This is a genomic window from Asanoa sp. NPDC050611, assembly GCF_040654855.1.
Lineage (GTDB): Bacteria > Actinomycetota > Actinomycetes > Mycobacteriales > Micromonosporaceae > Asanoa.
The window spans coordinates 1-5,440 of sequence record NZ_JBFAIU010000433.1 but is presented as its reverse complement, the minus strand read 5'-3'; the positions used below and the strand labels follow the sequence as shown (position 1 = coordinate 5,440).

The 5,440-nt window shown below is 72.6% G+C and carries 6 protein-coding genes and 1 pseudogene; 6 read left to right on the top strand and 1 reads right to left on the bottom strand.

Features of this window, described 5'->3' with window-relative positions:
• From AB0H87_RS37350 to AB0H87_RS37335, 4 genes are all read left to right on the top strand, one after another.
• Nucleotides 1-358: helix-turn-helix transcriptional regulator (locus AB0H87_RS37350; RefSeq protein ID WP_360157044.1), on the top strand; the 358-nt coding region annotated here is incomplete at its 5' end.
• Between the two features lie 92 nt (nt 359-450).
• A complete protein-coding gene (locus AB0H87_RS37345) occupies nt 451-690 on the top strand; it encodes a hypothetical protein (protein ID WP_360157041.1) in 240 nt (79 codons plus the stop codon).
• Between the two features lie 25 nt (nt 691-715).
• Nucleotides 716-1,546, top strand: coding sequence for a class I SAM-dependent methyltransferase (locus AB0H87_RS37340; protein ID WP_360157038.1), 831 nt, complete (start codon nt 716-718; stop codon nt 1,544-1,546).
• The gene (locus AB0H87_RS37335; protein WP_360157035.1) at nt 1,543-2,562 is read left to right on the top strand and encodes a zinc-binding alcohol dehydrogenase family protein; all 1,020 of its coding nucleotides are present in this window, start codon (nt 1,543-1,545) and stop codon (nt 2,560-2,562) included. The genes AB0H87_RS37340 and AB0H87_RS37335 overlap by 4 nt, the downstream gene beginning before the upstream one ends.
• On the opposite strand, the gene glgA is transcribed toward AB0H87_RS37335, so the two are convergent.
• Entirely contained in the window at nt 2,559-3,752 is a 1,194-nt protein-coding gene (gene glgA, locus AB0H87_RS37330; protein WP_360157032.1) for a glycogen synthase, read from the bottom strand. The genes AB0H87_RS37335 and glgA overlap by 4 nt on opposite strands.
• Before the next feature lie 81 nt (nt 3,753-3,833).
• Here glgA and glgC point away from each other — a divergent pair, with 81 nt between their 5' ends.
• Both glgC and AB0H87_RS37320 read left to right on the top strand, forming a co-directional pair.
• Nucleotides 3,834-5,066, top strand: a complete 1,233-nt coding sequence (gene glgC, locus AB0H87_RS37325; RefSeq protein ID WP_360157029.1) for a glucose-1-phosphate adenylyltransferase — start codon at nt 3,834-3,836, stop codon at nt 5,064-5,066.
• Nucleotides 5,067-5,172: 106 nt separating this feature from the next.
• Nucleotides 5,173-5,440 (top strand): annotated as a pseudogene (locus tag AB0H87_RS37320) (class E sortase); the annotation flags it as partial.

Genomic DNA, 5,440 nt, shown 5'->3' with positions numbered 1-5,440 from the left:
GCGGGCCCGCGCGCGCCGGGCCCCCGGCCGGGGGCTGCGGCGCGCGGGCCGCCGCGCCGCGGCCCGGGAACAGTTGCGCGCCGCACACACGACGTTCACCCAGCACGGGATGGACGGTTTCGCCGAACGCGCCGCGCGGGAGCTGAACGCGACCGGCGAGACCACCCACCGCCGCGCCGCCGCAGCCGGCGACGAGCTCACCGCGCAGGAGGCGCAGATCGCCGGCCTGGCCCGTGACGGCCTCTCGAACCCCGAGATCGGCGACCGGCTGTTCCTGAGCCCCCGCACCGTCGAATGGCACCTCCGCAAGATCTACGCCAAGCTCGGCATCGCCTCCCGCCGCGAACTGCGCGCCTGAGCGCGACACGCATCGAAGGGCTTGACCCCGCCGCGCCCACCTGGCTAGCGTCGTGACCGACGTTGATCGATGTCCACGGGGGAGGCTCCACCATGCGCGTTCGCACCCACGCCGTCCGGATCGCCGCTGTCGGAGCCGTTGCCGCGGCCGCGCTCGCGGTCGCCGCCGCGCCCGCCCAGGCCGGCATCTACACCTGGAAGTTCCAGGGCAGCCAGGCCAGCAACGCCGACTGTGTCGCCGCGGGGACCGCGGCCGTGCGCAGCGGCGAGGCCGACGTCTACCGCTGCAGCGGGGCCGCCGGCACCGAGCTCTATTTCGGTTACGTCTGGTAGGACGCCGCTGGTAGCTTCGGCGGCCGTGACCGCCGACTACCGCAGCATCAACCGGGCCAACTGGGACGAGCGCGCACCCGCGCACGCCGCGTCGCCCGACTACGCACTCGACAGGTTCGCCGCCGACCCGGCGTACATCCATCACGTGGTCCGGTTCGACCTGCCGCGGCTCGGCGACGTGCGCGGCCTGCGCGGCGTCCACCTGCAGTGCCACATCGGCACCGACACCATCTCGCTGTCGCGGCTCGGCGCCCGGATGACCGGCCTCGACTTCTCGCCGGCGTCGCTCGCCGAGGCACGCCGGCTCGCGGAGCGGCTCGGCGACCCGACCGAGTTCGTCGAGTCCGACGTGTACGCCGCCGCGGACGTCCTGCCCAACGACGCGTACGACCTCGTCTTCACCGGCATCGGCGCCCTCTGCTGGCTGCCCTCGGTCGAACGCTGGGCCGCCGTCGTGGCCCGCCTGCTCAAGCCCGGCGGCCGCCTGTTCATCCGCGAGGGCCACCCGATGCTCTGGTCCCTCGACGACGCCCGCAAGGACGTGCTCGAGGTCCGTTACCCCTACTTCGAGGTTGAAGAACCGCTCGTGTTCGACGAGGGCGGCACCTACGTCACCACCGACGCCGTCTTCACCGCCAACGAGACGCACGAGTGGAACCACGGCCTCGGCGAGATCGTCACCGCGCTGCTCGCCAACGGGCTGCGGCTGACGATGCTGGTCGAGCACGACAGCGTCCCCTGGGAGGCGCTGCCGGGCCGGATGGTCCTCGGCGCCGACGAGGAATGGCGGCTGACCGAGGGCCGCGCGCGGGTTCCGCTCACCTACACGCTCCAAGCGGTGAAGATGGGGGAGTGACCGATCTTCCGGAGACCATGACCGCCTGGCAGGTGGTCGACCCGGGCCCGCTGGCCGACCATCCGCTGCGCCGGGCCGAGCTGCCGGTGCCGACGCCCGCCCACGACGAGGTGCTGGTCCGGGTCGAGGCGTGCGCGGTCTGCCGGACCGACCTGCACGTCGCCGAGGGTGACCTGCCGCCGCACCGCAGCGCCGTCGTCCCCGGACACCAGATCGTCGGGCGCGTCGTCGCCCGCGGCGCGGACGCGAGCACGTACCGGCCCGGCGACCGGGTCGGCGTGGCGTGGCTGCGACACACCGACAACACCTGCGTCTACTGCCGGCGCGGCCACGAGAACCTCTGCCCGAACTCCCGCTACACGGGCTGGGACGCCGACGGCGGCTACGCCGAGTACGCGGCCGCACCCGAGGCCTACGTCTACCCCCTGCCCGCCGACCGCGACGCGCGCGAGCTGGCACCGCTGCTCTGCGCCGGGATCATCGGCTACCGCGCGCTGCTCCGGGCCGACCTGCCGAAGGGCGGCCGCCTGGGCATCTACGGCTTCGGCGCCTCGGCGCACCTGATCGCCCAGGTGGCGCTCGCCCAGGGCGCGACCGTGCACGTGATGACCCGGTCGCTGGCCGCGCAGCGGCTCGCCCTCGAGCTGGGTGCGGCGTCCGCCGGCGGTGCCGCCGACCGGCCGCCGGAGAAGCTCGACGCGGCCATCCTGTTCGCGCCCGTCGGCACGCTGGTGCCGGTCGCGCTGGCCGCCCTCGACCGGGGCGGCACGCTCGCGGTCGCCGGGATCCACCTGACCGACATCCCGGTGCTCAACTACGAGAAACACCTGTTCGAGGAACGTACGCTGCGCAGCGTCACCGCCAACACCCGCGCCGACGGCCGGGCCTACCTCGCCGCTGCGCTGGCCCATCCGCCGGCCGTCCACCGCCAGGAGTACCCGCTGGACGAGGCCGGCCGAGCGCTCGAGGACCTGGCCGGCGACCGCGTCGACGGCGTCGCCGTGCTCGTGCCCTAGGAGATCACGTCCTGGTAGACGGCCATCGTGCGCTCGGCGATCGACGCCCAGGAGAACCGGTTGATCGCCCGCTCGCGGCCGGCCACGCCCATCCGCCGGGCCCGGTCCGGGTCGGCGAGCACGGTGTTCAGCGCCGTGGCCAGGTCGGCGACGAACCGGTCCGGGTCCCGCGGCGTGCCCGTGCCGTCGGTGGCCTGGTCGATCGGCACCAGCAGCCCGGTCACGCCGTCGTCGACGACCTCCGGGATCCCGCCGGTCGCGGTCGCGACCACCGAGGTCTCGCAGGCCATCGCCTCCAGGTTGACGATGCCCATCGGCTCGTAGATCGACGGGCACACGAACACCGTGCTGTGCGTGAGGAGCTGGATCACGTCGGGCTTCGGCAGCATCTCCGGCACCCAGAAGATCCGGTCGTGCCGCCGGCTCAGCTCGTCGACGAGCTCGCGCACCTCGGCCGCGATCTCGGGCGTGTCGGGCGCGCCGGCGAGCAGCACGAGCTGGGCCTCGGCCGGCAGCTCGCGGGCCGCCCGGAGCAGGTAGGGCAGCCCCTTCTGCCGGGTGATCCGGCCGACGAAGATCGCGGTCGGGCGGGCCGGGTCGGCGCCGATCCGCTCCCAGACGTCGGTGCGCGTGTCGGGCTGGTACTGGTCCGTGTCGATCCCGTTGTGCACGACGCGTACAACGTCGGGATTGACCGTCGGGTAGGCGGTGAGCACGTCGCGGCGCATCCCTTCGGACACCGCGATGACCGCGTCGGCGGCCTCCATCGCCGTGCGCTCGGCCCAGGACGAGAGGCGGTAGCCGCCGCCCAGCTGCTCCGCCTTCCACGGCCGCAGCGGCTCGAGGCTGTGCGTGGTCACCACGTGCGGCACACCGTGCAGGAGCTTGGCGGTGTGGCCGGCGAGGTTCGCGTACCACGTGTGGCTGTGCACGACGTGCGTGCCCGCGGCGCCGGCGGCCATTTCCAGATCGATGCCGAGGGTACGCAGGGCGGCGTTGGCGTCCTTGAGCCCCGGCGGGTCGGGGTAGGCGGTCACGCCCGGCTCGGTGCGCGGGGCGCCGAAGCAGTGCACCCGGACGTCGGCCAGCCGCCGCAGGTCACGGGCCAGATACTCGACGTGCACGCCGGCGCCGCCGTACACCTCCGGCGGGTACTCACGGGTGAGGAGATCGACTCGGATCCTGTCCACAGCGGAAACCTTAACCGCCTCGCCGCGCAACGGACCCGTGCTCGGCTGGTGCGGGGCCCGCGAGGTGGCTAGCGTCTGCTCATGGCCCCCAAAGTCCTCGCGATGGTGCTCGCCGGCGGAGAAGGAAAGCGTCTCATGCCGCTGACCGCCGACCGGGCCAAGCCGGGCGTGCCGTTCGGCGGCATCTACCGGATGATCGACTTCGTCCTCTCGAACCTGGCGAACGCCGGTTATCTGAAGATGGTCGTGCTGACCCAGTACAAGTCCCATTCGCTGGACCGGCACGTCACCAAGACCTGGCGGATGTCCAACCTGCTGGGCAACTACGTGGCCCCCGTGCCGGCGCAGCAGCGCCTCGGGCCGCGCTGGTTCGCGGGGTCGGCCGACGCGATCTACCAGAGCCTCAACCTGATCTACGACGAGAAGCCCGACTACGTGATCGTGTTCGGCGCCGACCACATCTACCGGATGGACCCGGCGCAGATGGTCAGGCAGCACATCGACTCGGGCGCCGACGTCACCGTGGCCGGGATCCGGCAGCCCATCGGGATGGCCGACCAGTTCGGCGTCATCGAGGTGGCCGGCGACGGCAAGCGGATCCAGGCCTTCCGCGAGAAGCCCAGCGACGCCCGGGGCCTGCCGGACTCGCCCGACGAGATCTTCGCGTCGATGGGCAACTACGTGTTCACGGCCGAGGCGCTGATCGACGCGGTGACCCGCGACGCGCAGAACCCGTCGAGCAAGCACGACATGGGCGGCAACATCATCCCGATGCTGGTCGAGAAACAGGCCGCCAACGTGTACGACTTCGCCGACAACGTCGTGCCGGGCAGCACCGACCGGGACCGCGGGTACTGGCGGGACGTCGGGACGCTCGACTCGTTCTACGAGGCCCACATGGATCTCATCGCGATCCATCCGGTGTTCAACCTCTACAACTTCGAGTGGCCCATCTACACCGACTACATGCCGTGGCCGCCGGCCAAGTTCGTGCACGGCTGGCAGGAGCGCGTCGGCCGGGCGGTCGGCTCGATGGTCTCGCCCGGCGCCGTGATCTCCGGGTCGCTGGTCGAGAACTCCGTCGTCTCGCCGAACGTCAAGGTCCACTCGTGGTCACACGTGTCCGGTTCGGTGCTGATGGAGGGCGTCGACATCGGCCGACACGCCGTGGTCCGCAACGCGATCCTGGACAAGAACGTGGTCGTCCCGGAGGGCGCGGAGATCGGCGTCGATCTCGAACGCGACCGGCGCCGGTTCACGGTGTCCGACAACGGGATCGTCGTGATCGGCAAAGGCCAGCGGGTGGAAGCCTGACAGCCGGGTAAACCCGAAACCGACATCGGCCGCCGGAAGGGCCGCAGCACGAACAATCCTCGTGCTCGACGCGACGGCGGCCGGGGACCCGACTACGGTGGAGATCATGGCTGAGGTCGATCCCGCGCCGACGACGAACACCCCCGAAGGGGACGCCCGCCCGCCGGCCGAGAGCGCCCGCCCGGCGCCGCCTAAGCCTGCCGCGCCTAAGCCTGGGCCGCCCGCGGGCACCAGGCCCGCGGCCCCCAAGCCGGGCCCGCCCGGTGCCGCCGGCAAGCCGGCCGCGCCGAAGCCGGGACCGCCGGCCGCCACGCCCGCGGCGCCCAAGCCCGGTCCGCCGGCCGCCGCCGAGCCGGTGGCGCCGAAGCCTGGTC

Coding starts and splice junctions, on each gene's coding strand:
- glgC (WP_360157029.1), top strand. CDS start 3,834: ATGGCCCCCAAAGTCCTCGCGATGGTGCTCGCCGGCGGAGAAGGAAAG.
- AB0H87_RS37345 (WP_360157041.1), top strand. CDS start 451: ATGCGCGTTCGCACCCACGCCGTCCGGATCGCCGCTGTCGGAGCCGTT.